This window comes from Salinarimonas ramus (assembly GCF_014645695.1).
Taxonomy (GTDB): Bacteria; Pseudomonadota; Alphaproteobacteria; order Rhizobiales; family Beijerinckiaceae; genus Salinarimonas; species Salinarimonas ramus.
In genome coordinates this window covers 151,234-176,089 of the sequence record NZ_BMMF01000004.1, presented here as the reverse complement: position 1 = coordinate 176,089, position 24,856 = coordinate 151,234, and the positions used below count along the sequence as shown (strand labels likewise).

Annotated in this window: 24 protein-coding genes; 12 read left to right on the top strand and 12 right to left on the bottom strand. The window is 68.7% G+C overall.

Annotated features, from left to right (window positions below; translation table 11 throughout):
• Positions 1-67: 67 nt before the first annotated feature.
• The 5 genes from IEX89_RS07525 (at position 68) to IEX89_RS07505 (ending at position 4,768) form a co-directional block, all read left to right on the top strand.
• The gene (locus IEX89_RS07525) at positions 68-625 is read left to right on the top strand and encodes a TRAP transporter small permease (RefSeq protein WP_188911303.1); all 558 of its coding nucleotides are present in this window, start codon (positions 68-70) and stop codon (positions 623-625) included.
• 6 nt (positions 626-631) lie between these two features.
• Positions 632-1,906, top strand: coding sequence for a TRAP transporter large permease (locus IEX89_RS07520; protein ID WP_188911301.1), 1,275 nt, complete (start codon positions 632-634; stop codon positions 1,904-1,906).
• 8 nt (positions 1,907-1,914) lie between these two features.
• Positions 1,915-3,360, top strand: a complete 1,446-nt coding sequence (locus IEX89_RS07515) for an aldehyde dehydrogenase family protein (protein ID WP_188911300.1) — start codon at positions 1,915-1,917, stop codon at positions 3,358-3,360.
• A 260-nt stretch (positions 3,361-3,620) separates the two neighbouring features.
• Positions 3,621-4,370 (top strand): SDR family oxidoreductase, encoded by a 750-nt coding sequence (locus IEX89_RS07510; protein WP_188911298.1) that lies wholly within the window; start codon positions 3,621-3,623, stop codon positions 4,368-4,370.
• Between the two features lie 77 nt (positions 4,371-4,447).
• Positions 4,448-4,768, top strand: coding sequence for a hypothetical protein (locus tag IEX89_RS07505; RefSeq protein ID WP_188911296.1), 321 nt, complete (start codon positions 4,448-4,450; stop codon positions 4,766-4,768).
• 228 nt (positions 4,769-4,996) lie between these two features.
• On the opposite strand, the gene IEX89_RS07500 is transcribed toward IEX89_RS07505, so the two are convergent.
• Positions 4,997-5,140 (bottom strand): hypothetical protein, encoded by a 144-nt coding sequence (locus IEX89_RS07500; RefSeq protein ID WP_188911294.1) that lies wholly within the window; start codon positions 5,138-5,140, stop codon positions 4,997-4,999.
• Positions 5,141-5,299: 159 nt separating this feature from the next.
• On the opposite strand from IEX89_RS07500, the gene IEX89_RS07495 reads away from it, so the two are divergent.
• Positions 5,300-6,400 (top strand): LacI family DNA-binding transcriptional regulator, encoded by a 1,101-nt coding sequence (locus IEX89_RS07495; protein WP_188911292.1) that lies wholly within the window; start codon positions 5,300-5,302, stop codon positions 6,398-6,400.
• Between the two features lie 25 nt (positions 6,401-6,425).
• Here IEX89_RS07495 and msrA read toward each other — a convergent pair whose 3' ends face one another.
• The 3 genes from msrA to IEX89_RS07480 all read right to left on the bottom strand — a co-directional run bounded on the left by msrA (position 6,426) and on the right by IEX89_RS07480 (position 8,918).
• Positions 6,426-7,052, bottom strand: coding sequence for a peptide-methionine (S)-S-oxide reductase MsrA (msrA, locus tag IEX89_RS07490; RefSeq protein ID WP_188911290.1), 627 nt, complete (start codon positions 7,050-7,052; stop codon positions 6,426-6,428).
• 64 nt (positions 7,053-7,116) lie between these two features.
• The gene (locus IEX89_RS07485; RefSeq protein ID WP_188911288.1) at positions 7,117-7,755 is read right to left on the bottom strand and encodes a TetR/AcrR family transcriptional regulator; all 639 of its coding nucleotides are present in this window, start codon (positions 7,753-7,755) and stop codon (positions 7,117-7,119) included.
• Positions 7,756-7,805: 50 nt separating this feature from the next.
• Positions 7,806-8,918: a quinone oxidoreductase family protein gene (locus IEX89_RS07480; RefSeq protein ID WP_188911285.1), complete on the bottom strand. Its 1,113-nt coding sequence runs from the start codon at positions 8,916-8,918 to the stop codon at positions 7,806-7,808.
• Here IEX89_RS07480 and IEX89_RS07475 point away from each other — a divergent pair.
• Positions 8,917-9,888, top strand: a complete 972-nt coding sequence (locus IEX89_RS07475; protein ID WP_188911283.1) for a glutathione S-transferase family protein — start codon at positions 8,917-8,919, stop codon at positions 9,886-9,888. The two genes, IEX89_RS07480 and IEX89_RS07475, sit on opposite strands and share 2 nt — an antisense overlap.
• A gap of 21 nt (positions 9,889-9,909) precedes the next feature.
• On the opposite strand, the gene IEX89_RS07470 is transcribed toward IEX89_RS07475, so the two are convergent.
• From IEX89_RS07470 to IEX89_RS07460, 3 genes are all read right to left on the bottom strand, one after another.
• Positions 9,910-11,466 (bottom strand): SpoVR family protein, encoded by a 1,557-nt coding sequence (locus IEX89_RS07470; protein WP_188911842.1) that lies wholly within the window; start codon positions 11,464-11,466, stop codon positions 9,910-9,912.
• A 68-nt stretch (positions 11,467-11,534) separates the two neighbouring features.
• Positions 11,535-12,833, bottom strand: coding sequence for a YeaH/YhbH family protein (locus tag IEX89_RS07465; protein ID WP_188911841.1), 1,299 nt, complete (start codon positions 12,831-12,833; stop codon positions 11,535-11,537).
• 28 nt (positions 12,834-12,861) lie between these two features.
• Positions 12,862-14,808 carry a PrkA family serine protein kinase gene (locus IEX89_RS07460; protein WP_188911281.1) on the bottom strand — a complete coding sequence of 649 codons (1,947 nt, stop codon included), beginning with the start codon at positions 14,806-14,808 and terminating at the stop codon, positions 12,862-12,864.
• 417 nt (positions 14,809-15,225) lie between these two features.
• On the opposite strand from IEX89_RS07460, the gene IEX89_RS07455 reads away from it, so the two are divergent.
• On the top strand, positions 15,226-16,665 hold the full coding sequence (locus IEX89_RS07455) for an MFS transporter (protein ID WP_188911280.1): 1,440 nt from the start codon (positions 15,226-15,228) through the stop codon (positions 16,663-16,665).
• Here the strand turns inward: IEX89_RS07455 and IEX89_RS07450 are convergent.
• The 3 genes from IEX89_RS07450 to IEX89_RS07440 form a co-directional block, all read right to left on the bottom strand.
• Complete coding sequence (locus IEX89_RS07450; protein ID WP_188911278.1) at positions 16,638-17,606, bottom strand: MBL fold metallo-hydrolase; 969 nt, start codon at positions 17,604-17,606, stop codon at positions 16,638-16,640. The two genes, IEX89_RS07455 and IEX89_RS07450, sit on opposite strands and share 28 nt — an antisense overlap.
• A 158-nt stretch (positions 17,607-17,764) precedes the next feature.
• Complete coding sequence (locus IEX89_RS07445; RefSeq protein WP_244645170.1) at positions 17,765-19,039, bottom strand: class I SAM-dependent RNA methyltransferase; 1,275 nt, start codon at positions 19,037-19,039, stop codon at positions 17,765-17,767.
• Positions 19,032-19,763 carry a TlyA family RNA methyltransferase gene (locus IEX89_RS07440; protein WP_188911276.1) on the bottom strand — a complete coding sequence of 244 codons (732 nt, stop codon included), beginning with the start codon at positions 19,761-19,763 and terminating at the stop codon, positions 19,032-19,034. The genes IEX89_RS07445 and IEX89_RS07440 overlap by 8 nt, the downstream gene beginning before the upstream one ends.
• Positions 19,764-19,926: 163 nt before the next feature.
• Between IEX89_RS07440 and IEX89_RS07435 the strand changes: the two genes are divergently transcribed.
• Positions 19,927-20,466: a superoxide dismutase family protein gene (locus IEX89_RS07435; protein ID WP_188911274.1), complete on the top strand. Its 540-nt coding sequence runs from the start codon at positions 19,927-19,929 to the stop codon at positions 20,464-20,466.
• A gap of 48 nt (positions 20,467-20,514) precedes the next feature.
• Here IEX89_RS07435 and IEX89_RS07430 read toward each other — a convergent pair whose 3' ends face one another.
• Positions 20,515-20,865 carry a hypothetical protein gene (locus IEX89_RS07430; RefSeq protein WP_188911272.1) on the bottom strand — a complete coding sequence of 117 codons (351 nt, stop codon included), beginning with the start codon at positions 20,863-20,865 and terminating at the stop codon, positions 20,515-20,517.
• A 54-nt stretch (positions 20,866-20,919) separates the two neighbouring features.
• Here IEX89_RS07430 and IEX89_RS07425 point away from each other — a divergent pair, with 54 nt between their 5' ends.
• The 3 genes from IEX89_RS07425 (at position 20,920) to IEX89_RS07415 (ending at position 22,307) form a co-directional block, all read left to right on the top strand.
• The gene (locus IEX89_RS07425) at positions 20,920-21,123 is read left to right on the top strand and encodes a hypothetical protein (RefSeq protein ID WP_188911270.1); all 204 of its coding nucleotides are present in this window, start codon (positions 20,920-20,922) and stop codon (positions 21,121-21,123) included.
• Complete coding sequence (locus IEX89_RS07420; protein WP_188911268.1) at positions 21,116-21,301, top strand: ribbon-helix-helix protein, CopG family; 186 nt, start codon at positions 21,116-21,118, stop codon at positions 21,299-21,301. Before IEX89_RS07425 ends, IEX89_RS07420 begins: the two co-directional genes overlap by 8 nt.
• Before the next feature lie 100 nt (positions 21,302-21,401).
• On the top strand, positions 21,402-22,307 hold the full coding sequence (locus IEX89_RS07415; RefSeq protein WP_188911266.1) for a DUF2726 domain-containing protein: 906 nt from the start codon (positions 21,402-21,404) through the stop codon (positions 22,305-22,307).
• A gap of 54 nt (positions 22,308-22,361) precedes the next feature.
• Here IEX89_RS07415 and recG read toward each other — a convergent pair whose 3' ends face one another.
• Positions 22,362-24,476, bottom strand: coding sequence for an ATP-dependent DNA helicase RecG (gene recG / locus IEX89_RS07410; RefSeq protein ID WP_244645167.1), 2,115 nt, complete (start codon positions 24,474-24,476; stop codon positions 22,362-22,364).
• Positions 24,477-24,856: the final 380 nt, after the last annotated feature.

Sequence of the window (24,856 nt, the reverse complement as noted above, 5' to 3'; positions counted from 1 at the left end):
TCGCGGCGTCGCTCTCCTTCCCTGTAGGGGAAGGAGACGGCTCGGCGCCTCTCATGAACGGACCCTCATGCTCACCGCCCTCAAGCTCGTCGACCGCGCGGTCTTCCACGTCACGCTCACGCTGGCGATGATCCTGCTCGTCACCATGGCGGCGGTGTCGTTCTACCAGGTGACGACGCGCTTCGTCTTCGAGCAGCCCTCCACCTGGTCCGAGGTCACCTCGCGCTCGCTCCAGATCTGGATGGTCTATCTCGGCCTCGTCGCGGCCTTCCGCACGGGCTCGCTCATGGCGGTGGACATGCTCCAGCGGCTCGCGCCCAAGACCCTCAAGATCGTCGTCATCTGCGCCATCGCCGGGCTCAACCTCGGCGTGCTCGCGGTGATGTTCTGGTACGGCTGGTCCATGGCCGAGCGCGTGCGCTTCCAGACGCTGGCGGGCGTCGACAACCCCTTCACCGGCGGCGGCATCTCCATCGCCATCGTCTACACCGCGATCCCCGTGGGCGCGGCGCTCTCCATCGTCGCCGTGATCGCGCGCTTCGCCGAGGAGGTCTCGCGGGCGTCGAGGGGCGAGCCCGTCAACGAGGCCGAGGCGCGCGCGCGGCTCGAGACCGAGGGAGCCTGATCCGCCATGTCGACCTTCATGCTCGCCGGCATGGTCTTCTTCATCGCGCTCGGCGCGCCGATCGCCATCGCCATCCTGGCGGCCTCCATCGGCGGCATCGCCTTCTTCACGCCGCTGCCCCTCGTCCTCGTCGCGCAGCGCCTGATGACGACGATCGACTCGTTCCCGCTGATGGCGATCCCGTTCTTCATCCTCGCCGGAAACCTGATGGAGGCCGGCGGCATCTCGCGGCGTCTCGTCGAATTCGCCAAGGCGCTGGTGGGCGGCGTGCAGGGCGGGCTCGCGGCCTCGTGCGTGCTCACCTGCATGATCTTCGCCTCGGTGTCGGGCTCCTCCGTCGCCACCACCTTCGCCATCGGCGCGATCATCATTCCGGCGATGATCAAGCACGGCTACCCCAAGAGCTTCGGCGCGAGCCTGCAGGCGACGTCGGCCGAGCTCGGCGTGATCATCCCGCCCTCGATCCCGCTCATCCTCTACGGCGTCGCGGCCGAGGTCTCGATCGGCGAATTGTTCGTGGGCGGCATCGGGCCGGGTATCCTGATCGGCGCGGCGCTCATCCTCTTCGTGCTCGTCTATTGCCGCATCAACGGCTGGGGCAAGGAGGACCACGTGGGGCGCCTGCCGCTCCTGTCCGCCACCAAGGAGGCGGCGTGGGCGCTCGCCATGCCGGTGATCATCATCGGCGGCATCTACCAAGGCGTCTTCACGCCGACGGAGGCCTCGGTGGTGGCGGTGGTCTACGCGCTCCTCGTCGGCACGATCGTCTACCGGGCGATCTCGTGGCGCGACCTGATCGGCGTGCTGCGCCGCTCGGTCATCGCCTCGACGATCATCATGTTCATCATCGCGGCGGCGGGCCTGTTCTCCTTCCTGATCACCCGCGCCGGCGTGCCCGCGGCGATCTCGGCGTGGATCACGAGCGTCGTCTCCGATCCGGCGATGTTCCTGCTCGCGGTCAACGTCTTCCTGTTCCTGGTGGGCATGTTCATCGAGACGTCGGCGGCGATCATCGTGCTCGCGCCGATCCTCGCCCCGGTGGCGATCTCGTTCGGCGTCGACCCGGTGCATTTCGGGCTGATCATGGTGGTCAACCTCGCGCTGGGCATGATCACGCCGCCATTCGGGGTCAATCTCTTCGCCGCATGCCAGGTGGCGCAAGTTCCCCTGGAGCGGATCATCCGTCATCTCGTACCCTTCGTCCTCGTGATCGTGACCTGCCTCATGATCATCACCTACGTGCCCGAGCTGACGCTGTTCTTCCGAAACCTCGCCTATTGAGAGCGCACATGACCGTTCCCGCGCCGAAGCTGCTGATCGGCGGCGCCTTCCAGGACGCCGCCGGGGGCGAGCGCATCCCCGTCCTCGACCCCTCCACCGGCGAGCCGCTGGCGGAGCTCGCGCGCGGGCGCGCCGCCGACATCGACGCCGCGGTCAAGGCGGCGAAGCAGGCGCTCGACGGGCCCTGGGGCCGCATGACGGCGACGGAGCGCGGGCGGGTGCTCACGAAGATCGCCGAGGGCATCCTTTCGCGCGCCACCGATCTCGCCATCCTCGAGGCCCGCGACGTCGGCAAGCCGCACGCCCAGGCCAAGGCCGACGCGCTCGCCTGCGCACGCTATTTCGAGTTCTACGGCGGCGCCGCCGACAAGGTCCACGGCGACACCATCCCCTACCAGGCGGGCTATCAGGTGATGACCTGGTACGAGCCCCACGGCGTCACAGGCCACATCGTGCCGTGGAACTACCCGATGCAGATCATCGGGCGCTCGGTGGGCGCGGCGCTGGCCATGGGTAACGCCTGCGTCGTCAAGCCGGGCGAGGACGCCTCCCTCACCGCGCTGATGATCGGCAAGATCGCGCTGGAAGCGGGCCTTCCCGAGGGCGCGCTGAACATCGTCACGGGCTACGGCGAGGAGGCGGGCGCGCCGCTCGCCTCCCATCCGGACGTCGCGCACGTCTCCTTCACGGGCTCGGTGCTCGTGGGGCAGAAGGTGCAGGAGATGGCGGCGCGGAACGTCGTGCCCGTCACCCTCGAGCTCGGCGGCAAGTCGCCCCAGCTCGTCTTCGCCGACGCCGATCTCGAGGCGGCGCTGCCCTTCCTGGTGCGCGCCTCCGTGCAGAATGCCGGGCAGACCTGCTCGGCGGGATCGCGCATCCTCATCGAACGCCCGATCTGGGACGAGGTCGTCTCCGCGCTCGTGGAGCGCTTCTCCGCGCTCACCGTCGGCCCCGCGCTCGACGATCCCGACGTCGGCCCCATCGTCAACGCCCGCCAGCGCGACCGCGTGAAAGGCTTCATCGCGCGCGCCGAGGCGGGCGGGGCGGCCGTGCTCGCCCGCGGGCGCGTGCTCGACGATGCGCCGTCGGGAGGCTTCTACGTGGCGCCGGCTTTGTTCGGGCCGGTGGACGCCGACGCCGAGCTGGCGCGCGACGAGATCTTCGGGCCGGTCCTCTCCCTCATCCCCTTCGAGGGCGAGGAGGAGGCGGTTCGCATCGCCAACGGCACGGAATACGGCCTCGTCGCCGGCGTGTGGACGCGCGACGGCGGGCGCCAGCTGCGCATGGCCAAGCGGCTGCGCGCGGGCCAGGTCTTCGTCAACAATTACGGCGCCGGCGGCGGCGTCGAGCTGCCCTTCGGCGGCGTCGGCAAGTCGGGCCACGGCCGCGAGAAGGGCTTCGAGGCCCTCTACGGCTTCGCCCAGCTCAAGACGGTGGCGGTGAAGTACGAGTGAGGAGGCCGAGGGTCGGCGCGGCCATTCTCCTTCCCTGTAGGGGAAGGTGGCGCCGGCGAAGCCGGTGACGGATGGGGCGCGAAGCGTTCGGCGGAGCCGAAAACACCCGGCTCACCCAGCCGCCTCCGGATTTCGGCTGCGCCGAACGCGCGTTCCGCGCGCCCCATCCGTCTCGGCGCTGCGCGCCGATCCACCTTCCCCTACAGGGAAGGAGAGGGAGCGGCGGTTCACCCTGGTTTCTGGTGAGAAAGGACAAGAACATGCGTCTCTCGGGTAAGGTCGCCATCGTCACGGGAGCCGGCTCCGGGTTCGGGGAGGGGATCGCCAAGACGTTCGCGCGGGAAGGCGCGAAGGTGATCGTGGGCGACATCGCCGAGGAGGGCGGGCGTCGCGTGGCCGCCGAGATCGGCGAGGCCGCGCGCTTCGTGAAGGCGGACGTGACGAAGGCCGCCGACGTCCAGGCCATGGTCGACGAGGCGAAGAGCGCCTTCGGGCGCCTCGACATCCTCGTCAACAATGCCGGCTTCGCGCATCGCAACAGGCCGATGCTCGAGGTCGACGAGGAGACCTTCGACCGGATCTACGACGTCAACGTCAAGGCGATCTTCCGCGGCGCGCACGCGGCGATCCCGGTCTTCCGGGAGCAGGGCGCGGGCGGCGTCATCCTCAATATCGCCTCGACGGCGGGCGTGCGGCCGCGCCCGGGCCTCGTCTGGTACAACGGCTCGAAGGGCGCGGCGATCACGCTCACCCGCGCCATGGCGGTGGAGCTCGCCCCCGAGAAGATCCGCGTCGTGGCGATCAACCCCGTCGCGGGGGAGACCGGCATGCTCGCGACCTTCCTCGGCGAGGACACCGAGGAGCGCCGCGCCCAGTTCCGCGCCACGATCCCGATGGGCCGCCTGTCGCAGCCCACGGATATCGCCAACGCCGCGCTCTTCCTGTGCTCGGACGAAGCGGAATTCCTGACCGGCGTGTGCATGGAGGTCGACGGCGGGCGCTGCATCTGACGCGGAATCTACGTTAAGATGTGTTAGCATCCGACCTGGGGTCGTGCATGTGCACGACCATCAGCAGGGAGGGTACGATGACCGCACAATGGGCCGCATTCCTCAACAAGATGCCGCCGCCGCCGGACAACTTCTACGTCGTGGGGGCGGTGACCGTCGGGAACCCGGGCGTTCGCCCGGTGCTGACCGCCGCGGAAGACGCCCTCGGACCCGACGGTACGCTGCAGCTGGATCTGCACCTGGTCCAGGAGCCGGGCATGTGGCCGATGGTGATCACGACGAAGGACGTCCGCTACGACCGCGTCGTCCTGCCGGGTGCGCCGGAGATCAAGGCGATCCGGATCATCGGCAACGGGCGTCAGATCGCATTCATCGACAACGTGCAGGTGGTCGTCTGAGGAGACCGCCGTCGCACCTCACCAAAAGGAAGCGCCCGGCGAGCTCTCGCTCGGCCGGGCGCTGGCGTGATCGATCCACCCTGCGTGATCTTTTGTTCGTACCGGATCGCTCGTATTCGGGCTCGGTTCGCAACGGGCCGCATTGTCGCGATCGAGAAGAAGCTGTACCTCTCTCGTCGCGCCCGCCGGCAGGCCGTGCCTGCCGGTACGGACCGTGCCCGCGGAGGATCAGCCGCCGAAGAAGACGGCTGCCGCCAGAAACGCGCACGCATATTGCATGCCGCGCGCATGAGCGATCCAGGGGGTGCGCTGCGAACGACGGGATCCGTCGTCGCTGGGCAACCACGGGAAGAGGAAGGTTGCGGGGATCATGGCTCAATCTCCTACTTGTGTGAGCCTCTCGGTGTCGGCCTGGCTCGATTCCGGTCGTTGCCTCTTGAATCGATTCAGGCACAGGCGGGATATGGACTCGACGCGGACACCCGTCAAGGGGTCCTTGAATCGGTTCATCGATTTGGTATACGAGGTGTGATGAAGAAAGCACGGCTGAAGGACGTGGCGGTGCTCGCGGGCGTGTCGCAGGGCACGGTCTCGAACGTGTTCAACCGCCCCGAGCTGGTGCGCGAGGAGCTGCGCGAGCGCGTCCTCGCCGCCGCCAAGAAGATCGGCTTTCGCGGGCCCGCCCCCGCGGGCCGCGTGCTCCGTTCGGGGCGCTCGAACCTCATCGCGCTCGTGGTCGACGCGAGCCTGCACTACATCCTCAACGACCCCTTCGGCCAGAAGCTGCTCTCGGGGATCGCGGAGGTCTGCGACGCCGAGCACATCGGGCTCACCATCGTCTCGGCGGACGCCGAACGGCGGGACGGCTGGTCCATCGAATCGGCCATCGTCGACGGCTTCATCCTGTTCTGCATCACCGAGGACAACACCCTCGTCGAGCTGGCGCGGCGGCGCGGCCTGCCCTTCGTCGCCGTCGATTCGGGCGAGGTGCCCGGCGCCGGCGCGGTCGACGTCGACGATCGTACGGCCGCCGCCGAAGCGGCGCGCCACCTCACGGGCCTCGGCCATCGCCGCATCGGCATCCTCTCGCTCGAGATGGACGACAAGGAGCGCACCGGCCTCGTCGACGAGGCGCGCTTCGCCACGATCAGCTACACGACGCCGCGCTCGCGCCTCCTCGGCTATCGCGACGCCTTCGCGGAGGCGGACGTCGATCCCGCGGACGTCGTCGTCTACGAGTGCCTCAACGACGCGCCCTCCGTCGAGGAGGCGATCCGCGTCATGTTCGCGCCCGGCCGCGAGCACCCGACCGCGCTGCTCGCCATGTCCGACACGATGGCGCTCGCCGCCTGCGGCGCCTTGGCGCGCATGGGGCTCTCCGTGCCCCACGACGTCTCCATCGTCGGCTTCGACGACGTGCCGGAGGCCGAGCGCGCGAGCCCGCCGCTGACCACGATCCGTCAGCCGGTGGAGGAGAAGGGGCGTGTCGCGGCGCGCATGCTGCTCGCCGGCGAGCGCGAGCATCGCGTCCTGCCGACGAGCCTCGTGGTGCGCGCCTCGACCATTCCCGCGCCCAGCGAGAAACGCAGCGCGCGCGCCGCGCGCGAGCCGGCGCCGGTGCAGGACCTGTGAGGCCGCGCTTACCGCGTGGGCTGCCTCAGGAGGCGTCCTCGAAGATCCCCAGCCCGCCGGCCTCCTCGCCCCACAGGGCCTCGACGCGCGCGTCGCGGCCGCAATTCCAGCGATAGAAGCGATAGGCCACCGGGTTCTTCTCGTAATAGTCCTGGTGGTACTCCTCCGCCGGCCAGAAGGTGGTGGGCTCCTCGATCGTGGTCTCGATCGGTTCGTCGAAGCGCGCGGCGACGGCCTCCTTCGACGCCTCGGCGAGCCGCTCCTGCTCGGCGTCGAGCGGGAAGATCACCGGGCGGTAGGACGAGCCGACGTCGCAGAACTGCGCCCCTCCGGTCAGCGGGTCGTGCGTGCGCCAGAAGACGTGCAGGAGCTCCTCGTAGCTCACCCGGTCCGGGTCGTAGACGATCTCCACGGCCTCGGCATGCCCGGTCTCCTCGCTGGAGACCTGCTCGTAGGTCGGGTTCTCGAGCGCGCCGCCGATATAGCCGGAGGTGGTCTCGAGCACGCCCGGCACCTTGTCGAAATCGGCCTCCACGCACCAGAAGCATCCGCCGCCGAAGACGGCGCGAGCGGTCTCGTCGGCGTCCTGGGCGGCCGCGGGCGCGGCCAGCATCGTGGTCGCCGCGAGCGCGGCGAGGATCGTGCGGGTCATGATCGGGTCTCCTCTGTCACGGGCTCCTGCAGGTCTTCTCGACGTGGTTGGCACCCTCCCGGGGTCAATGACCGACCCGATCTTTGCGTTCGATCGCGGCGATGCCCGAGGCGAGCAGCGCGACGAGATCCTCGCCCGCACCCGCGAGGTCGAACGCGCGATCCTTCGACCATTGCGACAGGAGCCCCGTGAGCGTCACGATCAGGATGCGGGCGAGGCGAGCGGGCTCGACGGTGGGGCGGATGTCGCCGGCCGCGATGCCGTCGGCGATCTGGCGCTCCAGCTCCCGGACGGTGAAGGCGCGCAGCTCGGCGATCTGGCCGGGCACCGTCTCGCGCCCCTCGTCGAGGTCGGTGGCGGACAGGATCAGTGTCGCGACGCACACGCACAGCGGATCCTTCGACATGTCGCAGAAGCCGCGCACGAGCTGGAACAGCCCGTCCAGGCCCGGCGCGCGCTCCAATCCCGCGATCTCGCTCTGGTATTGCGCGTTGACGAAGGCGAGCAAGGCGGCCTCGTAGGCCGCCTTGGTGCCGAAATGGTGCCGCGGCAGGCCCCGGCTGTAGCCGGCCTCGACGCCGACCCTGTCGAGCGTCAGGGCGATCATGCCGCGTTCGGCGACGATGCGCACGCCGGCCTCCAGCATGCGGCGCTCGGAATCCTCCCGCCGTTCTTCCTGCGTGCGTCGTGCGACCTGCGCCATGCGCTCTCGTCCCGGCCTTCTACCTGCGTCGATGAGAGCGGGGATGGCTCTCACGGGTGAGCGACGAGCTTACCCAGGACCGAGCCGGCTTCCAGCGCCCGATGCGCCGACGCGATGTCGTCGAGGGCGTATCGCGCATGGACGACCGGGGTCAGTCTTCCCTGTTCCGCCAGCGCGAAGACGCGTTGCGCCATCGCGGCCTTCTCGTCCCGGCTAAGGGAATCGAGGCTCAGCGTGCCGATGGTTCGAGACCGGGAAAAGCCGGTCAGCAACGCCGCCGCGAAGTCCGCGGGCGGAAAGCCTCCGGCGGCGCCGCACACGATCAGCCGACCGTTCGGGGCGAGCCGCTCGACGAAATGCGGGAGGTCGGGACCCGCGACCGGGTCGACGACGACGTCGAATGTGTCGTCCGTATGATGGGACCGACCGACGACCGCATGCGCTCCGAATTTCTGAAGGTCGTGCCCGGCACCGGAGGCGGCGGTGACGATCCCTCCGAGCGCCCGCGCGAGCTGGACCGCCATCAGCCCGATGCCGCCGCTGGCGCCGCGAACGAGGACCCGCTCTCCATCCGTCACGCGCGCCCGCTGCAAAGCGGCCATGGCGACGAGCGCGTTGACGCCCGTCGCCACCGCCGCGTCGAAGCCCACGGCACGGGGAAGCGCGATGACGGACGTCGCGTCGACGACCACGTGGCTCGCATAGCCGCCGGAGCCCACGATGGCGTAGACGCGCCGGCCGACCAGGTCGGCGCTCACGCCGGCGCCGACGCGCTCGATCGTGCCGGCGATCTCGACGCCCGGCGTGAAGGGCAGGGAAAGCCCGGGAAACGCGCCCTGGCGCATCAGCACGTCGACGAGGCCGATGCCGATCGCCGCGACCGCGATGGACACCTGGCCAGGGCCCGGGGTGGGAGGGGCGGCCTCGGCGAGCTCGAGGACATCGGGGCCGCCGAATGACGTGACGCGTACGTGTCTCATGTCGGTCTCCTGCTGTGGAGAGGGCACCTCATCATTTACTTGCGTGCCTAGCAAGCAAATTTTTAAATCGTCTATGGCTCTCGCAAGGGCTCCTCGGCGTGCGCGCAAGCGAACTTCCTGGCATCTGCAGGGTTCATTGCGTACACGAAATCGAACGAACATCACGCGAAAGGACGGGACCATGGGCCTCCTCGTCGACGGCCGCTGGCAGGACCAGTGGTACGACACGAAATCCACGGGCGGGCGCTTCAAGCGCTCCGTGTCCGCCTTCCGCAACTGGGTGACGCCCGACGGCGCGCCGGGGCCGTCGGGGGAGGGCGGCTTCGCAGCCGAGCCCGGGCGCTACCATCTCTATGTCAGCCTCGCCTGCCCCTGGGCCCACCGCACGCTGATCTTCCGCGCGCTGAAGGGGCTCGAGGGCATGATCTCCCTGTCCGTCGTGCACTGGTTCATGGGCGAGGAGGGCTGGACCTTCGAGCCCGGCGAGGGCGTCGTGCCGGACGCGATCAACGGCGCGCGGGTGCTGCATCAGGTCTACACGGCGGCGGATCCGGCCTATACCGGCCGCGTCACCGTGCCGGTCCTGTGGGACAAGCAGCGCGGCACGATCGTCTCGAACGAGAGCGCGGAGATCATCCGCATGCTCAATTCCGCCTTCGACGGCGTGGGCGCCACGCCCGGCGACTACTACCCGCGCGAGCTGCGCGAGGAGATCGACGCGGTGAACGCGCGCGTCTACGACGACGTGAACAACGGCGTCTACAAGTCGGGCTTCGCCACCACGCAGGAGGCCTACGAGGAGGCGGTGCGCCCGCTCTTCGAGACGCTCGATTGGCTGGAAGCCCGGCTCGGCGAACGGCGCTACCTCCTGGGCGATCGCATCACCGAGGCCGATTGGCGGCTGTTCACGACGCTGGTGCGCTTCGATCCGGTCTATGTCGGGCACTTCAAGTGCAACATCCGCCGGATCGTGGACTACCCGAACCTGTCGGGCTACCTGCGCGAGCTCTACCAGGTGCCCGGCGTCGCCGAGACGACGAACTTCACGCACATCAAGCGCCACTATTACGAGAGCCACGAAAGCGTAAACCCGTCCCGCGTGGTGCCGCTCGGGCCGCAGATGGACCTCGGCGCCCCGCACGGGCGCGGCTGAGGCCGTGCTGCCTGCGCCGGCTCACACGAGCCGGCGTCGCGCGCTCGCGGTGTGCTCCTTGACCACCATTTCGGTCTCGGGATCGACCTCGCGCATCAGCACGTCGTAGCCCCACAGGTCGGCGAGGTGCTGGAGCGTGCGGCGCGTGTCGCTCTCCTCGAGCCCGACGCGATTGAGCATCGTGTGCTGGAGGATGAGGCGGCGGTCCCCCGCGAGATCGACGTCGACGATCTGGATGTCGGGGTCGGTGTGGGCGATGTCGTATTGCCGTGCCATCGCGCGGCGAAGCTTGCGATAGCCGCGCTCGTCGTGGATCGCGCGCACCTCGAGATCCGGCTCGTCCTCGTCGTCGACGACGTGGAACATCTTGAGCTGTCGCATCAGGTGCGGCGAGAGGAATTGCAGGATGAAGCTCTCGTCGCGATAATTCGCCCAGATGTCGCGCAAAACGGCCATGTGATCGCCCTTGCCGGCGATGTCGGGGAACCACTCCCGGTCCTCGTCGGTGGGGGTCTCGCAGATGCGCTCGATGTCCTGCATCATGGCGAAGCCGAGCGCGTACGGGTTGACGCCGCCGTAATGCGGCTCGTCGAATTGCGGCTGGTAGACCACGTTCGTGTGCGAGCGCAGGAATTCCAGCATCGATCCGTCCGAGATCCGCCCGGTCTCGTGAAGCCGATTCATGATCTTGTAGTGGACGTAGGTGGCGCAGCCCTCGTTCATGACCTTGGTCTGGCCCTGGGGATAGAAATACTGCGCGATGAGCCGCACGATGCGCAGAGCCTCGCGCTGCCAGGGCGCGAGCTTGGGGGCGGTCTTCTCGAGGAAATAGAGGATGTTCTCCTGCGGCAGCTGCAGGAGCGCGTGGCGGCGCAGGAGATCGGCGTCGTCGGGCGTGCCCTTGTCCTTGGTGGGGACGGTGCGCCACAGATCGTTGTACATCCGCTCCTCGTGGAGGCGCCGCTCGCGCTCGCGCTTCTCCTCGGTGCGCAGGTCGGGGCGCACCTTGCGCGGATAGCGATGCACCGCCTGGCCCATGAGGGCGTGCGCGGCGTCGAGCACCATCTCCACCGGCCCGTGGCCGTAGCGCTCCTCGCAATCCGAGATGAAGCCCTTGGCGAATTCGAGATAGTCGAGGATGCCGTCGGCGTCGGTCCACTGCTTGAAGAGGTAGTTGTTCTTGAAGAAGTGGTTGTGTCCGAAGGCGGCGTGGGCGATCACCAGCGTCTGCATCGTCGCCGTGTTCTCCTCCATGATGTAGGAGATGCATGGGTTCGAGTTGATGACGATCTCGTAGGCCAGCCCCCGCATGCCCTTGCGATAGCTCGCCTCGTGCGAGGCGAAGTGCTTGCCGAAGGACCAGTGCTTGTAGAAGAGCGGCATGCCGATCGAGGAATAGGCGTCGAGCATCTGCTCGGCGGTGATCACCTCGACCTGGTTGGGGTAGACGTCGAGACCCAGCTCGTCGATGGCGATCTCCTCGCAGGCGTCGAACACCCGCTGGATCGTGTCGAAATCCCAGTCCGCTCCCTCGAAGAGCAGGCCTTCGGGCAGGTTCCGCCGCGTGCCGGTCCGCATGCCGGGCTTGGCGGTCTTCTGGTCGGCCAGGCTCATGCGCGTGTCCCCCGCATTCCGGTGTCTGGTGCTCAGGCGGTCTTCTGCTCGCCCTTCTTGGCGAAGAGCTCGCGGAAGACCGGGTAGATGTCGCGGCGGTGACGGACCTTGCGCATGGCGATCTGCGCGCCGGCGGTGCGGGCGAGATCGTAGGTGCGCCACAGGTCGCTCTGGCGGTAGCCGAAGCCCATCGGGCTGTCGTCCTCGCGCCCGACCTCGAGATAGGCGAAGTACTGGCAGGCGGGGAGGATCTCCTCCGTCAAGAGCGCCGCCGTCTTGGCGTTGTCGGAGGAGGTGTTGTCGCCGTCCGACGCCTGGGCCGCGTAGATGTTCCAGTCGTCGGGCCTGTACCGGTCGCGCATCACGCGGATCATCTCCTCGAGCGCCGTCGACACCACCGTGCCGCCGGTCTCGGGGGAGTAGAAGAACGTCTCCTCGTCCACCTCCGACGCCTCGTGGGTGTGGCGGATGAAGACGATCTCCACGTGCTTGTAGCGGCGCTTGAGGAAGAGGTAGAGCAGCGTGAAGAAGCGCTTGGCCAGATCCTTCATGTGCTCGGTCATGGAGCCCGAGACGTCCATGAGGCAGAACATCACCGCCTGCGCCACCGGGCGCGGAACGGCTTCCGAGCGACGATAGCGCAGGTCGATCGGGTCGATCCAGGGGATCGCCCGCGTGCGCTTCTTCATGCGCGCGAGCTCCTCGCGCGCCTCTTCCAGCCGGATGGGATCGTCCTTCGTGCGCTCGAGCTCGGCGATCTCCTCCTCCAGCGCCGCGATGGCGTCCGGCCGAGGCCGGCGCAGCGCGATGCGCCGGGAGAGGGAGTTGCGCATGGTGCGGGTCAGCGCGAGGTTCGCCGGCGAGCCCGTCACCGAGAAGCCGGCGCGCCGCCAGCTAAGCTGCTCCGTCGTCGCGAGCTTGCGCTTGGCGAGGTCGGGCAGCTCCAGGTCCTCGAGGAACAGGTCGACGAATTCCTCGTGGGTGAGCGCGAAGCGGAAATCGTCCTCGCCCTCACCGCCGGGAGAGCCCTGCGAGCCGCCGCCCCCGCCGCCTCGGGGCGGACGCGGAATGCGCTCGCCCTCGATGTAGTCCTTGTTGCCGGGGAGCACGTAGTCGCGCACGCCCCCTTCTCCCGAGCGCCGCAGGCGCGGCTCGCGCACCCCGTCGAGCGGGATGGAGACCTCGCCCCCGGCCTCGAGATCCTTGATGCTGCGCTCCTTGGAGGAATCGCGCACCGCACGCTTCACCAACGCTTTCGCTCGGCGCAGGAAGCGCTGACGGTTGGCGAGGCTCTTGCCGCCCGGATTGAGGCGGCGGTCGACGATATGCATCAAGGCGCCTCTCGTGTGCGGGCCGTCCTCAGCCCGCCTGCTTCACGCGCATGTACCATTCGACGAGCCGCCGGACCTGACGCTCGGTGTAGCCGCGCTCGGTCATGCGGTCGACGAAGTCGGAATGCTTCTTCTCGGTGTCCGAGTCCTTCTTCGACCCGAAGCTGATCACCGGCAGGAGCTCCTCCACCTGGCTGAACATCCGCCGCTCGATCACCTCGCGGATCTTCTCGTAGGAGGTCCACGAGGGGTTCTTGCCCCCGTGGCTCGCCCGTGAGCGCAGGGCGAACTTGACGACCTCGTTGCGGAAGTCCTTCGGGTTGGCGATGCCGGCGGGCTTCTCGATCTTGGTCAGCTCCTGGTTGAGGAGCTCGCGATTGAGGAGCTGGCCGGTGTCGGGATCCTTGAAGTCCTGATCCTCGATCCAGGCGTCCGCGTAGTCCACGTAGCGGTCAAACAGGTTCTGCCCGTAATCGTGGTAGCTCTCGAGATACGCCTTCTGGATCTCGTTGCCGATGAACTCGGCGTAGCGCGGCCCGAGCTCGGCCTTGATGAACTCGATGTAGCGCTTCTCCTGCTCGTCCGGCAGCTGCTCGCGGCGAACCGTCTGCTCGAGCACGTACATGAGGTGCACGGGATCGGCCGCGATCTCGATCGTGTCGTGGTTGAACGTCGCCGCCAGCACCTTGAAGGCGAAGCGCGTGGAGATGCCGTCCATCCCCTCGTCGACGCCGGCGGCGTCGCGATATTCCTGGATGGAGCGGGCCCGCGGATCGACCTCCTTGAGGCTCTCGCCGTCGTAGACGCGCATCTTGGAATAGACGTTCGAGTTCTCGTGCTCGCGCAGCCGGGACAGCACCGCGAAGCGCGCCAGCATGTCGAGCGTGCCGGGCGCGCAGGGCGATTCGGCCAGCTCCGAGGAGCGGATGAGCTTGTCGTAGATCTTCTGCTCTTCCGTGACGCGCAGGCAGTAGGGCACCTTGATCACGTAGATGCGATCGATGAACGCCTCGTTGTTCTTGTTCGCCCGGAAGGACTGCCACTCCGCCTCGTTCGAGTGCGCCAGGATGATGCCCTGATAGGGGATCGCGCCGATGTTCTCGGTGCCGACGTAATTGCCCTCCTGCGTCGCCGTGAGCAGCGGGTGGAGCATCTTGATGGGCGCCTTGAACATCTCGACGAACTCGAGCACGCCCTGGTTCGCGCGGTTCAGACCGCCCGAATAGGAATAGGCGTCCGGATCGTTCTGCGAGAGGGTCTCGAGCTTGCGGATGTCGACCTTGCCGACCAGCGAGGAGATGTCCTGGTTGTTCTCGTCGCCGGGCTCGGTCTTGGAAATGCCGATCTGGCGCAGCCGCGAGGGGTTCACCTTCACGACCTTGAAGCGGGAGATGTCGCCGCCGAACTCGTCGAGGCGCTTGAGCGCCCAGGGGCTGAGCAGCCCCGAGAGCCGCCGGCGCGGGACGCCGTAGCGATCCTCGATCATGTCGCCCATGCGCTCGGGATCGAACAGGCCGAGCGGGCTCTCGAAGACGGGGCTCATCTCGCCGCCGGCCTTGAGCACGTAGATCGGGTGCTTCTCCATCAGGGCCTTGAGCCGTTCGGCCAGCGAGGACTTGCCGCCGCCCACGGGGCCGAGCAGGTAGAGGATCTGCTTGCGCTCCTCGAGCCCCTGCGCCGCATGGCGGAAGAAGGACACGATCCGCTCGATCGTCTCCTCCATCCCGTAGAACTCCTCGAAGGCGGGATAGATGCGGATCGTCCGGTTCATGAAGATGCGGCCGAGACGCGAATCGCGGCTCGTGTCGACCATCTCCGGCTCGCCGATGGCCGCGAGGATGCGCTCGGGCGCGCTCGCATACATCATCGGATCCGACTTGCAGCCTTCGAGATAGTCCATCAGGGACATCTCGGTCTCGCGCCGCTGGTCGTACATCTGCGCGAATGAGGTGAAGAGGTCGTCGTTCGGATACATGCTCGCTCGCCCCATCATGCCGTCATCTTGACTTTAACCCCCGACCCTTGTCGAAGGTTGCCCAGAGAATTCGCCGGCGGATAGACGGGCATCGCGTCGCACGCGGCGCGGGAGCCCGTCGAATCGCTTGGCGCCTCTCGGTCTCGCGTGGCGCCGATGCCAGTGTGACGGAGCCGGGTCGGCGCGCCTATCCGCGCTGAGCCGGATGCGGTCACATGGCCGCGGTGCCGGGCGAGAGCCCGCCTCGGCGACCTCCTCGCGGAGGCCCGAGGGGAGGTAAGCAAGACGCGTACCCGATGCGGGGTGCGGATCGGGGAGATCGCCCCCGCGCCACGCCGTCGCCTCGATCCACAGATAGCGCGCGCCCTTTCGGCGCACAGGGGCAGAGCCCCGCGCTTCGTACCCCGTGGAAGGCTCATGACCCGTACCGTCCAGCCCGTCCTCGCGCTGCTCCTCGCGGTGATCCTGCTGATGGCGGGCTCCGGCCCCCTCGGCACCGTGGTCAGCGTGCGCCTGGGCGAGACCGACGCCTCGACGCTGGTCATCGGCCTCGTCATGGCGGCCAACTTCCTGGGGCTGACGCTCGGCGCGCTCTTCGCCTTCCACATCGTCACGCGGGTGGGCCACGTGCGCGCCTTCGCCGCCTTCGCCGCCATCATGGCGGCGGCGACGCTGGCCTATCCCGTCGTCGTCGACGAGCCGCTCTGGGCGCTCTACCGAATCACGCAGGGCTTCTGCGCGGCGGGGCTGTTCGTCTGCATCGAGAGCTGGCTCAACGATTCGGCCACGCCGGAGAATCGCGGGACCATCCTCGCGGTCTACATGACATGCCTCTATTTCGCGCAGGGCGGCGGACAATTCGTGCTGACGGTGCCCGACGAGAGCGGCTACCTGATCTTCAGCCTCATCGCGATGGTCATCATCCTCGCCGTGGTGCCCGTGGCGATGACGCCGCGCGCGCCGCCGATGATCCCCAACGTCTCCTCGTTGAGCTTCAAGCGCCTGTGGATCGCCTCGCCGCTGGGCATCTTCGGCTGCATCTCCTCGGGCCTCGTGCTTGGCGCCATCTACTCGCTGGCGCCGGTCTACGCCTCCGGCTTCGGGCTCGACCTGTCGGACACGGCGACGTTCATGTCGGCGATCATCTTCGGCGGCGTGCTGCTGCAATGGCCGCTGGGGCGGCTGTCCGATCGCTACGATCGCCGCCTCGTCATCGTGGGCACGATGGTGGCGGGCGCGCTCGTGTCCTTCCTGATGCTGCCGACGCCGGCGCTCGGCTTCTGGGCGATGCTCGTCGTCGGCGCGCTCTACGGGGGGATCGGCTTCGCCATCTATCCCCTGTGCGTCGCCCACACCAACGATCACCTCGAGCGCGAGGAGCGCGTGGGCGCCTCCGGCGGCCTCGTTCTCACCTATTCGGTGGGCGCCACGGTGGGCCCGCCGATCGCCGCGGCGGTGATGGGGGAGATCGGGCCGTCCGGCCTGTTCGTGTTCTCCGGCGTCATCGGCGTCGTCTCGATCGCCTTCGCGATCTGGCGTCTGCGCGCCCGTCCGTCGGTCCCGGCCGACCAGCAGATGCGCTTCCAGACGCTGCCGCGCACCACGCCGGTCGCCGCGCCCCTCGATCCGCGCGCGGAGGAGGTGGTCGAGAGCGTCCCCACCGTCTCCCATGCCCATGCGGCGGAGACGATGGAGGCCATCGAGGCCGCCGCCGTCCAGGCCGAGCAGGCGGAGTTCCTGGAGCTTCAGGGGGAGCTCGATTTCGGCCACCCGGCGGCGGAGCCCGCGCCGGCAGAGACGGCCGACGCGGACGATCGGGCGCACGCGCCTCAGAGCATAACGGGAACCGAGCGGTAACCCTCGCCCGCCGCGACGATGCGGCCCACGCCCGGGAAGGGGAAGTGGTAGGCGAGGACCGGCCAGGCATCGCTCGCCGCCATGTCGAGCACCCGCTTGCGGGTGGCTGCGGCCGTCTGCGGGTCCGCGTCGAAGACGAAGCCCCAATCCGGCCGCGACAGCGAGACGATCGGATGCGTCGCCACGTCCCCGATGACGAGGAGCTTCGCGTCGCCCGACGAGAGCGCCACCGCCATGTGGCCGGGCGTGTGGCCCGGCGTCGCCATCAGCGTCACGCCCGGCGCGACCTCGCGCCCGTCGGCGGCTGCCGTCGTCGAGCCCTCGATGGCGGAGAGGACGCGCACGTTGCCGTCCACCAGGAAGTGGAAGGCCGCCGGGAAGGCGGCGCGGGTGGCGGGGTCGGTCCAGAAGGCGAGGTCCGCCTCGCCGATCACGTGCTCGGCGGCGCCGAAGACCGGCGCGCCCGCCTCGTCGACGAGACCCCAGGCGTGATCGGGATGGACGTGGGTGACGACCACCGTGTCGATCGTCTCCGGCGCGACGCCGGCGGCGGCCAGCGAGGCGGGAAGCCGGCCGGCGGTCGGCTGGAAGCCGCTGCCGGAGCCCGCATCGAGCAGGATGCGCCGGTCGCCGGTCTCGATCAGCACCACGTTGGCGGCGGTGGCGAGAGGACCGGCCTCGAGGCCGTTCTCCGAGAAGAGCGCGGCGACGGTCTCCGCATCGACGCCGGGCACCGTGTCGCCGACGGGGCCGAGCTCGAGGCGGCCGTCGCCGAGCACGGTGACGCGGATGTCACCGACATTGAAGCGGTACGCGCCCGCGCCGGGCTCGAGGGCGGTGGCGGGAGCTTGCGCGCGTGCAGGCGAGAGCGGGCTCGCGGCTGCGAGGCCGGCGCCGGCGGCGAGGCCGCCGAGAAGGGTGCGGCGAGAGAGAGAGGTCATGTGGATCGCTCCTTGGACGGTCGCGACCCGCCGTCACCGCCGATGCGGCGCGGGATCGCGACGGCGCGAACGTCGCGCCTGCCGCCGAGCGTTGCAATGGCTCTCGCGCAAGCTCGCGCTTTCGTCACCGCCGGTCACGAACGCGTCATCGAGCCGCGTCAGCGCCGCGCGCGCGGGCCGCGGAAGACGCCCACCAGCTCGACGTGCGGCGCGTGCGCGAACTGGTCCACCGGCGTGACCCGCTCCAGCGCATAGCCGGCGCCGACCAGGATCGCCGCGTCGCGGGCGAAGGTGGCGGGGTCGCAGGAGACGTAGGCGATGGTCGCCACCGTCGTCTCCGCGAGCCGCTCGGCCTGCGCCTGCGCACCCGCCCGCGGCGGATCGAGCACCACGGCGTCGATCTTGGCGAGCTCCGTCGAGAGGAGCGGCCGGCGGAAGAGGTCGCGCACCTCCGTCGTCACGTGCCGCAGGCCCGGCGTCGCGCGCGAGGCGCGATCGAGCGCCATGAGCGCCGCACCCTCGCTCTCCACCGCATGCACCTGCGCGCGCGCGGCGAGCCTGAGCGCGAACGGGCCGGCGCCGGCGAAGAGGTCGAGGACGCGCTTGGCCTTCCCCACGGCCGAGCGGACGAGCTCGGCGAGCGCCGCCTCGCCCGCCGCCGTCGCCTGCAGGAAGCCGCCGGGCGGGATCGCCACCATGGCCTCGCCCATGCGCACGCGCGGCGCGCGGCGCTCCACCAGGATCTCGCCGTGGAGCGAGAGCCGCGCGAGGTCGAGGAGGCCCGCCGCGCCGACGAGCTTGGCGCGCAGCCCCTCGTCCACGGGGCCGTGGCCGCGCAGGTCGACGTCGAGCCCTCCCTCGGTGAGCGTTACCTGGATGTCGAGGGGCTTCGCCTTGCCGCGCATGAGATGGGCGAGCGCGTGCGCCGCCCGCGGCGCGCCGGCGAGGCCGGGCTCGGCCACGGGGCAGGCGTCGATCGCCACGAGATCGTGCGAGCGCGCCGCCATGAATCCCACGCGCGCCTTGCCGTCCGGGTAGCGCGCGTGGAACGTCAGCCGCCGGCGCCCGGCGCCGTGCGCGTCCACCGTCGGCGCGATCTCGCCCGCCTCGACGCCCGCCGCCGCGAGGGCGTCGACGACGATCTCTCGCTTCCAGGCGCGCGCCGGCGCGCGGGCGAGATGCTGCGTCAGGCAGCCGCCGCAGGTGCCGAAATAGGGGCAGAACGGCGCGATGCGATCGGGCGAGGGCGTCTCCACCGCGACGAGCCGGGCGCGATCGCCGTCGCAGAGCGCCACCCGCACCCGCTCGCCGGGAAGCGCGTAGGCGACGTAGAGCGGCCCGCGCTTCGTCTCGACGATACCGTCGCCGCGCGCGCCGAGGCGGGCGACGTCCACCGCGATCACGTCCGTCTCGCCGGGAAGGAGGTCAGTCACGCACCGCTCCGATCAGGGTCTCGCGATTGCCGTCCCCGCCGGCGATGGGGGAGGGGAGGCGCCCGAGGATGCGCCATCCGCGCGCCTCGAGCCAGGCGGCGATGTCCTCGACGACCCGCTCCCGCGTCGCCTCGTCCCGGACGATGCCGTTCTTGTCGAGCGCCGCGCGACCGGCCTCGAATTGCGGCTTCACCAGAGCCACGAGCCGCGTCCCCGCCGCCGCCTGGTCGAGGATCGGCGAAAGCGCGATCTTCAGCGAGACGAAGCTCACGTCGCACACGACGAGCGCGACCGGCGCGGGGAGGCCGGCGAGATCGAGGCTTCGCGCGTCGCAGCCCTCGCGGGAAACAACCCGCGGATCGGCGGCGATGCGCGGATGCAGCTGCCCGCGCCCGACGTCGATGGCGAGCACGGAGCGCGCGCCGCGAGCGAGGAGCACGTCGGTGAAGCCCCCCGTCGAGGCGCCGACGTCGAGGCAGTCGAGCCCCGCGGGGTCGATGGCGAAGGCGTCGAGCGCGGCCGAGAGCTTCACGCCCCCGCGCGACACCCACGGATGCGGCGCCTCCGCCACGATGGCGGCGCCCTCGGGGATCGTCTCGGACGCCTTGCGCAGGGGGGCGCCGTCCACCGTGACGAGGCCGGCGCGGATCGCCTCCTGCGCCTTGGCGCGGCTCTCGAAATGGCCGCTCGCGACGAGGACGAGATCGGCGCGTCTCGCGTTCATCGGGCGCGTGCTCCAGGTTCGGGCGGTGCCTCTAGCACGGCGGGCCGCGCGACGCCACGCGCGTCACGATGCTGCGGAACACGTGATCTCGGAACAGGTGGCTTCGGAACACGTGGCGACGCGCTCCGTTCGCAGGGTCGACCCATCGCAGGAGGAGACCACCATGACCCGCACCCTCACGCTCACGACGGCGCTCGTCGCCGCGACCGCGCTCGCCGCCCCGGCTCTCGCGCAGGAGAGCGAGATCGAGACCTTCGAGGCGCCGATCGTCGGCACCGAGGGCTCGCAGATCGGCACGCTCGCGCTCCGCGGCGGCCCCAACGGGGTCGTCGGCACCATCACGATCGAGGAGGGCGGCCTGCCCGGCGGCTGGCACGCGGCCCATTTCCACCATGTCGGCGATTGCTCGGACGCCCCCGAGTTCCAGGCCTCGCAGGGCCACATCACCTCCGAGGGCGCCATGCACGGCTACCTGCATCCGCAGGGCCCCGAGGCCGGCGATCTCGCGAACTTCTACGCCGGCACGAACGGCGCGGCCATCGCCGAGGTCGCGACCTCGCTCCTGACCTTCGACGGCGACCAGGCGCTGTTCGATGACGACGGCTCCGCACTCGTCGTCCACGAGGGTCGCGACGACCACGTCACCCAGCCCATCGGCGGCGCCGGCAGCCGCCTCGCCTGCGCGGTGATCGAGCGGCAGTGACGCGCTTCATCTGAGTGCGAGCGAACGGGAGCCGGGTGGCGCGAGGCGTCACCCGGCTTTTTGGTGGGCGCGGGAGATCCCGTCCTCGAGCGCCGCGATCTCCCGCCCCAGCAGATCCCCGATCCGCCCCAGCGCCGCGCTCTCCTCCCCGGGTTCGAGCCCCTCGATGGCGAGCACGAGCCCGTGCGCCAGCGCCCGCGCGGCATGCGCCGCATCCGCCAGATCCAGGAGCGACGGCGCGGGCGAGGGCACCGCATCCCGCTGCGCCCCGACGAACGCCTCCGCCATCCGCCGCAGCCGATCGATCTCCCGTGGGGAAAGATCCTCCACGAGCGCCGCCCACCACGACGCGAGACGCGCGGGATCGTCCGCGGATGTGGTATCCGTGGGAGAGGACATCTGGGGGTCTCCGGGTGTGCCTGCCTCGCCTGTTTATGTGACACGCAAATCCGAATGTCGATTACCGTGACACCGAAAAAGCGCGGCCGCCCGCCGACCGGCACGGATCCCCACCTCTCCTTCCGCTCCCCGCAGAAGGTGACGCAAGCGATCGAGCGCGCCGCGCAAGCCGAGCCGGACCGGCCGAACCGCTCGGAGATGATCCGGCGGATCGTCACGGAATGGTTGCGGGAGCGGGGGCATCTGGACGATGAATGACCCCGCCACCGGCAAGCGCCGCCGCGGCCCCGCACCGACCGAGGTCGGCACCCTCGTCGGCGTGCGCCTGCGCTCCGATCTCCTCGGCGCGCTCGACGCGTTGATCGCCAACGAGCCTGACCCGAAGCCGAGCCGGGCGGAGATAATCAGGCGGGTGCTGCGGGAGCGGCTTGAGTAAAGAAATGCCCGGGGTGTAGTCCAGGAAATGCTGAGGAATAGCGACTACGTTTGTAGCCGGCTGTGATATACTACCATGATGCTTTCGCCGGAGAATGCAAATGCACGTCAATGAATTTTTCTTCAACAAATCTGAAGAGCGAGTCAGCGACGAGTTGGAGGAGATCGCAGCCCAAAACGGATTGCGTGTTCGAGCAAAGGTCCGGCTTTCTGACGTAATATCGAAAGGGAAAACAGTCTTAACGAGGCGTGAGTTCGATTTTTATACAAGATCTCACTGTGATTTTCTAATCACTGATCGACGACACCGTCCGAGGTTTATCGTTGAATACGACGGTCCCCTACATCATAGCGATATCCAAAAATGGCGAGATCAAATCAAAAATGATCTCTGCCAAAGAGCTGGCATAGGCCTTCTGCGCATAAATGATAAGCATGTTACAAGAACATACCGTGGAATGACTGTTCTTAGGTGGATTATTGAAGTTTCTGAGCTTGAAAAGCAATTTTACGAGGCGCAATCAAAAGGTCAGATTCCGTGGGATGAGCCGTTTGATCCCGCTTTTGTAGACACTGGTGCTGAAAAACGTTTCCCGTACTGGCTGTCCGCAGAAGCTATTGATATGTTTCATTCATTCTTCGCAACTTTGGATCGGAAGACTCCTAAAGGATGGTCAGGTCTTATCGGATCCGACGAGGAAGGAAAATTATATCGGCTTTCGTATCTGTATTTCGGCGGTAATATAATCTGGACAAAATGTGCCATTCGACGTCAGAATTTCGAATTTCCAGAGTCAGATCTATTGGCGGAGATAGATGTATGCGAGCTAGGTTTGCGACTTGCAGAATTTCGACGTGGTAATATCAATGCTATCTCGACGCAAGAATTTCGAGGCGTAGCGGAGCGCTTTTGCACACGATACAATGCAACGCCGTCGTTTTTCGTGGGAAATGGTAGTCCAGTGAACACCAGTTGGGACTTCGAACGTGGATGGGACTGGAGATAAAGAGATTGACCAAGTAAAAATAAACAACGTCGGAGAAATACTAGATGTCAGCCCTCACCCAGCCCCCAACGTCCTGACCGCCGCATCCCGCGAAAACAAATACAGCAGCACCCGCAACGCCTCTCCCCGGGGCCCTTCCAGCTTCGGGTCGCGTTCCACCACGAGCCGCGCGTCGTCACGCGCGGTCTCGAGCAGCCGCCCGTCCGTCTCCGGGCGTAGCAGCTTGAACCCCGGCAACCCCGACTGCCGCGTGCCGAGGACCTCGCCTTCGCCGCGCAGCTTCAGATCCTCCTCGGCGATGCGGAAGCCGTCCTCGGTCTCGCGCATGATCTCGAGGCGGGCACGGGCGGTCTCCCCCAGGGGCCCCTTGTACAGCAACAAGCACGTCGAGGCCTCGGAGCCGCGGCCGATGCGGCCGCGCAGCTGGTGGAGCTGGGCGAGGCCGAAGCGCTCGGCGTGCTCGATCACCATGATGGTGGCCTCCGGCACGTCGACGCCGACCTCGATGACGGTGGTGGAGACGAGCAGCGTCGTCTCGCCGGCCTGGAAGCGGCGCATGGCCTCGTCCTTCTCGCGGCCGGGCATGCGCCCGTGGATGAGGCCGACCTTGTCGCCGAACCAGCGGGCCAGGTCCTCCGCGCGATCCTCGGCGGCGGCGAGGTCGATCGTTTCGCTCTCCTCGACGAGGGGGCACACCCAGTAGATGCGCGCACCCGCCTCCATGGCGCGGCCGAGCCCCTTCACCACCTCGCCGATGCGCCCCTGCGCCACGAGCTTCGTCTGGATCGGCTGGCGGCCGGGCGGCTTCTCGTCGAGGATCGAGACGTCCATGTCGCCGAAATAGGTGAGCGCCAGCGTGCGCGGGATCGGCGTCGCGGTCATGACCAGCACGTCCACCGCCTGGCCCTTGGCGCCGAGCGCGAGGCGCTGATGCACGCCGAAGCGGTGCTGCTCGTCGACGACGGCAAGGCCGAGATCGTGGAAGGCGACCTCCTCCTGGAAGAGCGCGTGGGTGCCCACGGCGATCTGGATCGAGCCGTCCGCGAAGCCCGCGAGCGCCGCGCGCCGCTCCGCCCCGCGGTCGCGCCCGGTCAAAAGCGCGATGGTGAGCCCGGCCTCGTCGGCGAGCGGCTGCAGCCGCGCGTAATGCTGGCGCGCCAGGATCTCGGTGGGCGCCATCATCGCCGCCTGGCGCCCCGCCTCGATGGCGCTCGCCATGGCGAGGAGCCCCACCACGGTCTTGCCGGCGCCGACGTCGCCCTGCAGCAGGCGCAGCATGCGCGTGTCGGAGGCCATGTCGGCGCGGATGTCGTCGAGCGCGCGCGCCTGCGCGCCGGTGAGCGCATAAGGCAGGCGCTCCGTGATCGCGGCGACGAGCCGACCGTCGCCGACGTTCGAGCGCCCGGGCTTTCGCCGCTGGCGGGCGCGCACGAGGGCGAGCGCCAGCTGGGAGGCGAGCGCCTCGTCGTAGGCGAGGCGCCGGCGCGCGGGGTGCGCGAGCCCGGCCTCGCCCGCCACCGTCTCGACGCTGTCGGGCCGATGCAGCGCGCCCAGCGCCTCGCGGAAGGAGAGGAAGCGCTCGCGGGCGAGGAAGGCGGGGTCCTGCCATTCCGGCAGGTCCGGCACGCGCTCCAGCGCCGCGCCGACGAGGCGCGCGAACATGCGCGAGGTCAGCCCCTCCGTCTGGCCGTAGATGGTCTCGACGGCGGGCAGCGTGTCGATCTCGTCGAGATCGACGACACGGTCGGGATGCACCATCTGCCGGCGCCCGTCATAGACCTCGATCTTGCCGGAGACGACCTTGCGCGCGCCGATGGGGAGCAGCCGCTCGATGCGTGCGCGCGGCATGTTGAAGAACACGATGGCGATGTCGCCGCTGTCGTCGTCGGCGACCACCCGAAAGGGCGCCTTCGAGCGGTTGAGCGGCCCCGGCTGGTGGTGCGAGACGGTGACGACGAGGGAGACCGGCTCGCCGACCGGCGCATCCGCGATCTTGCCCGCCACCTTGCGCGACACGCCGCCGGTGGGGAGATGGAACAGGAGGTCGACGATCCGCGCCGGCTGGCCGGGCTCGGCCACCAGCCGATCGACGAGCGGCGCGATCTTGGGCCCCACGCCGGGCAGGCCGGTGGCGGGAGCAAACAGCGGATCGAGGATCGAGGGGCGCACGGGTCGAACGTCTCGCGGGCCGGTGAGCGGGGGGAGACGTTGGCCGATCGCGACGGGCGGGGCAAGCGCATCCTTGCCTGTCAATGTGCGTCGCCGGACGGATCTGCTACTCTTTCGATTGCATGCGGAGGCGTTACTGTCTAGGTTGCCATCCGTTGATCGGCGAAACGCCAGGGCGGTCCAGCGCCCCGTGCCGGGCTTCCTCCCGGCACCCTTGGGCGAGGATCGCCCGATCACCGGAGGACTGAGCGATGACGTGGAGATTTCCGCGCCTGAGCGTGTCCGTCAGCTTCCGTTGGGTGCGGAAGGCGAGCTGCAACCTCGCCTTCCGCTTCAGCTTCGGAGGCTGACGAAAAGAAGGGGGGAGGGAGACCTTCCCC